Here is a 3,934-nt window from a genome sequence, read left to right as displayed (position 1 = left end):
TGAACTTCGTTCATTTTGTTTCCTCCTCTAATTATAACGCACTTTTTATGATTAAAACATCTTTTTCTACACAATATATATAACGTATATTTTGCAAAGTAGGGAGCTTATATGTTTTACGATATAAACAACAATTTAGAAAATTCTGAAATACTAACAGACAATTTTATGGCAGTTATTCCATTAGATTTGGCAACTCATTATGATATTATTAATAATTATGTTCCAAGAATACCCATGATTTTTTCCGATTTTCATTTTTCAAAAATTGAAATATTCTCAGATTTTTTATACGGATATATCAACATTCCTGATATTTTAATGGCTCCTCCCTGCCTTATACGGTTTATTTATACCCCAAGCTATATTATTTTCATTGACAAAAATAATTATCTTAAGGATATGGTTGATGATATTATAGCTGCAAACTGTGAAAAAATGATATCTCCGGGGGCTTGTCTTTTTTATGTTCTTGATTTTGTTATGTCAAAGGATTTAGAAAAAATCAATTCCCTGCAACAAAATCTTATTCAGTTAGAGCTTAGCATTTTTAATGATAAAATGAACACCTTAATAAGAGATATTACAACCTATCGTAGTAAAACCCTGCGGTTACACCACTATTACGTTCAAATTGAAGGTATATGCGGGTGCTTGGCTGATGATACAAAGGGACTGATTGATGAAGATTCCAAACAGCTTTTTTCTGTGTTAGAAAAAAAAGTGTCCCTGTTTAGTCACGAATCCGAACAAATCTGGGAATACACTTCCCAAATCCGGGATGTTTACCAGCAACAGCTTGATGTTCACCAGAATCTTATTATGAAGTTTCTCACTGTTGTAACTACTATTTTTATGCCTCTTACCCTTATTACAGGATGGTACGGCATGAATTTTGAGGCAATGCCTGAGCTTAAGTGGGCATACGGATACCCGGGACTTTTTGCCTTTAGTACCTTGCTTGTTATAGTTCTCTGTGTTGTTTTTAAGAAAAAGAAATGGTGGTAGATTATGCTCTGCCACCAATTTTACTTCCATATTTAACTATTACTTCCCTGTCATTTTCAGTTTCCTCAAAATACTTTTCAGGTATGGATACCGTATCCTTTTCAAATAAAAGCACTATAGTGGAACCGCCGTACAGAAACATTCCCTTTTCCGTTCCCTTAATTACACTGCCTGACTTTGAGTGATTCTTAATTTTGCCTATCATCAGGGCTCCAACTTCAATTTGAGCTACCTTTCCAAAATTCTTAGTTTTTATTATGGTATACTCCCTGCTGTTTTGCACAAAAACCGGATATCTGTTTACCGCTATAGGTCTTACGGTGTGAAGCTTTCCCCTGATATATTTGTTTTCAAGAATAACTCCGTCATCTATATTTCCATATCTGTGGTAATCATCCACACATAATCTTAGTATAAGACATATTCCGCCATTATAATCCACTGCTGCCTTGCTACCCTGCAATAAGTCCTGAATACTATATCTGCTTTTTTTAATATAAAATCGGGAATTACTGTCTATGTGATATGCCGAAAGTCTTCCGTCACATGGTGAAATAAGGGCATCCTCATCCTTACACACCGGTCTCTTCTCCGGCAATATCTTTCTTGTAAAAAATTCATTAAAAGATTTATACTTCGCCTTCTCATACTGGCTCATATCTATATTATTATTCTTTATAAATCCCTTAATGTGTATGGTGGATAATTTTGAATCCATATAAGCCCCGCCAATTTTTGAAATGGTGGGGCTTGTAATTACTTTAAGTACTGCTCTTCCCGGAACAGTGTTATATAAAAATTTTAAAATTCCTGAACTTTCTTTTATATTATCCATAACTATCTATTTGCAAAAAACTTTAATAAAATAACTGCAATAAATTCAACAGCACCAATACCTACTAAAAAGTATATCATCATTGTTCCCGGTTTCTTTAATTTAAACTTAAGAACAAAAAGAACTGCAACTATAAGCAACAATATATAATAAACAAATGATATGTTTACATGATTAAGATAAAGAATATGTCTTGCCAGTAAAAATGTAGGGAAAATAAGTGCTGTGGATGTAACAGGCAAGCCATAGTAATGCTTCTTATCTCCTAATCCCTCTCCCTGGGTTTCCTCAACTGTTATGTTAAAATATGCCAGTCTTACCAGTGCTGCTAAAACAAATATAGCACTTACTGCAATAATAACCGCAAGGGGAACACATGCAAGTACACTTTTGTGATGGCTGAAAGCTTCTATATCAAACATATCTCTTTTATAGAGTGCCATTCCCACACAAACAGGTAACACACCAAATGCTACCAAATCTGATAATGAATCAATCTGTATTCCAAATTCCTTTTCCTTAGCTGTTCTGTTCTTCTTTGATCTTGCAACCCTGCCGTCAAATGTATCGCAAAGTCCGCAAAGTAATAAAAACATAACTCCTATATACGGATGTCCTGCCCCTGACAAAGATATAAGAATACCTGTAGTGGCAGATAATAGTGAACAATATGTAAGAACAACTGTATAATCCCAATAACCTAACATTTTTTCTTTTGCTTCATTCCTTTCAAACTATGTAGCACTGATGCCGCAAATGTAATTAATCCGCAGACAACTAAGCAGCAGTAAAATGAAATTCCCCTGCTAAGTAATTCAATGCTGACACTATCGTTTATTATTTTACCAAATCCATCAATAAAAAGATAGTCCGCAGCTCCAACTGCTCCCGGAATAGGAACGCTGTTTGAGCCTAAAACTACAAATCCCTGAGCGATAAATGCATTGTAGATATTATGAGCACTTCCCCCTACAGCGATAAACACACACACAGATACCATTATAAGTGACAGTCTCTGCATGAAATTATATATAAGTGCAATCAAAATATTTTTTAATTTACCTTTTATGGCTGCTGCACATTCTTTGTACTGCATTTCCACCTCTATGAGATGCTCCTGCTTTTTCTCAATGTTGTGCATAAGATGTAATTTACTTAAAAGTCTCATAAAGAAATTTGCAGTTTTCATTATTATTTTCTCTTTGTAAACAAGTAAAATAAACACTGCAATAAGTACAAACTGAAACACAAATCCAAATACAATCATACACTTAGACACAAAGCTAAAATGCATAAACATATAAGGTCTTGTGATGAAGCACACCATACCTATAAGAATAATTGATGTTGTATATAAAGTCAAGTTTACAAGCAATACTATGGTAGTTACCGCACCGGGAATTTTATCATTCATCATAAAATAGGCTGATGCAGGCTGACCTCCTGTAGCAGAAGGTGTTATAGCCGAAAAATAAATATCTGATGTGGAATACACAAGAGCCTTTCTAAACTTTCTTTTGTAACCAAAAGCCTTACTTAACTCCCTAACTGCCAATGCTTCAAATACAATAAATCCCAGCATACACCCAAATGCAGCCACTATCCACTGTTTTTTAGCCTTAGACACATATTGAATAAATCCCTCAAGAGTAAGGGAATCGTTGCTTTTTACAATAACATATAGCGTAATACCTATTAATGCCAGTAAAACTACCGACCAGAGAATTTTTTTCTTTGTCTCCTTCATGCCACTCCTTTATTCACTATAGCTTTTATCAAGCTTCTTATATATATTTAACCTCTTTGCTAATGCCAATCCTATCTCTACAACTAAAATGGCACCTATTATGTCTACAAACACATGCTGTTTTACCATCACTGTTGATGCAAAAACAAGAAGTGCCAAAATAAGCATAATTACCTTGTAGACTTTTCCCACCTTTTTACATCTCATTGCCCCTCTAAAGCACACCCAGCTTTCAAGACAATGTATTGACGGAAAAAGATTATCGGGACTGTCTAAAGTATATATTAAGTTAGTCATCCATTCACTTAAGGTATTTACGTCAAATTCCGGTCTGATAAGTGTTG

The 3,934-nt window shown here is 34.4% G+C and carries 5 protein-coding genes; 1 reads left to right on the top strand and 4 read right to left on the bottom strand.

The genetic code is table 11. The features are described from left to right. Window positions 1-111 precede the first annotated feature (111 nt). The gene (locus Q5O30_RS05935; protein WP_021952836.1) at window positions 112-1,008 is read left to right on the top strand and encodes a CorA family divalent cation transporter; all 897 of its coding nucleotides are present in this window, start codon (window positions 112-114) and stop codon (window positions 1,006-1,008) included. 1 nt (window position 1,009) lies between these two features. Here the strand turns inward: Q5O30_RS05935 and Q5O30_RS05930 are convergent, their stop codons facing one another. From Q5O30_RS05930 to Q5O30_RS05915, 4 genes are all read right to left on the bottom strand, one after another. Further along, complete coding sequence (locus tag Q5O30_RS05930; RefSeq protein WP_021952835.1) at window positions 1,010-1,843, bottom strand: phosphatidylserine decarboxylase; 834 nt, start codon at window positions 1,841-1,843, stop codon at window positions 1,010-1,012. Between the two features lie 2 nt (window positions 1,844-1,845). Next, entirely contained in the window at window positions 1,846-2,550 is a 705-nt protein-coding gene (locus Q5O30_RS05925; protein WP_021952834.1) for a phosphatidylcholine/phosphatidylserine synthase, read from the bottom strand. Continuing rightward, window positions 2,544-3,590, bottom strand: coding sequence for a lysylphosphatidylglycerol synthase transmembrane domain-containing protein (locus tag Q5O30_RS05920; RefSeq protein ID WP_021952833.1), 1,047 nt, complete (start codon window positions 3,588-3,590; stop codon window positions 2,544-2,546). Before Q5O30_RS05920 ends, Q5O30_RS05925 begins: the two co-directional genes overlap by 7 nt. A 9-nt stretch (window positions 3,591-3,599) precedes the next feature. Next, on the bottom strand, window positions 3,600-3,934 hold a 335-nt coding region (locus Q5O30_RS05915), incomplete at its 5' end, for a phosphatase PAP2 family protein (RefSeq protein WP_302674609.1).

This window comes from Eubacterium sp. CAG:161 (assembly GCF_000432355.1).
In the GTDB taxonomy this organism is placed as follows: domain Bacteria; phylum Bacillota; class Clostridia; order Lachnospirales; family Lachnospiraceae; genus Eubacterium_G; species Eubacterium_G segne.
Note: the sequence above shows the minus strand (reverse complement) of the source record. Positions and strands in the feature narration are given on the sequence as shown.